This window comes from Methylobacterium sp. J-001 (genome assembly GCF_022829565.1).
Taxonomy (GTDB): Bacteria; Pseudomonadota; Alphaproteobacteria; order Rhizobiales; family Beijerinckiaceae; genus Methylobacterium.
This window is the reverse complement of sequence record NZ_JAKSYN010000037.1, coordinates 1-301: the sequence shown is the minus strand read 5'-3', so window position 1 is coordinate 301 and position 301 is coordinate 1. Positions and strand designations below refer to the sequence as shown.

At 66.8% G+C, this 301-nt stretch carries 1 pseudogene; it reads right to left on the bottom strand.

The window, feature by feature from the left end:
• Positions 1–116: 116 nt before the first annotated feature.
• Positions 117–301: pseudogene (locus tag MKK65_RS03515) on the bottom strand (KUP/HAK/KT family potassium transporter); the annotation flags it as partial.

Below are 301 nucleotides of genomic sequence, written 5' to 3'. Positions count from 1 at the left end.
GGCGCTGGTGCTCGCTAGGCGTGCACACGGCGGGGCGAAGCGAGATGAGACCGAACATACCTTCGCTCGCCCGACCGACCAGATCCGCCACAACCAGGTCGTAGTGCAACCACACCTGCCCGCAGAACCAGCAGGACGTACTTGGGCGTGACGATGAGGATGAGCGCCCATAGGAACAGCGATACGACGCCGAAGACCATCTCGCCGGTCGGCGCGTGCCCCCCTCCGGCGGTGGCGTGGAGGGACTCCTTCAGGGCGTAGAGCGGGCTGGTGCCGATGTCGCCGTAGACTACGCCGACCG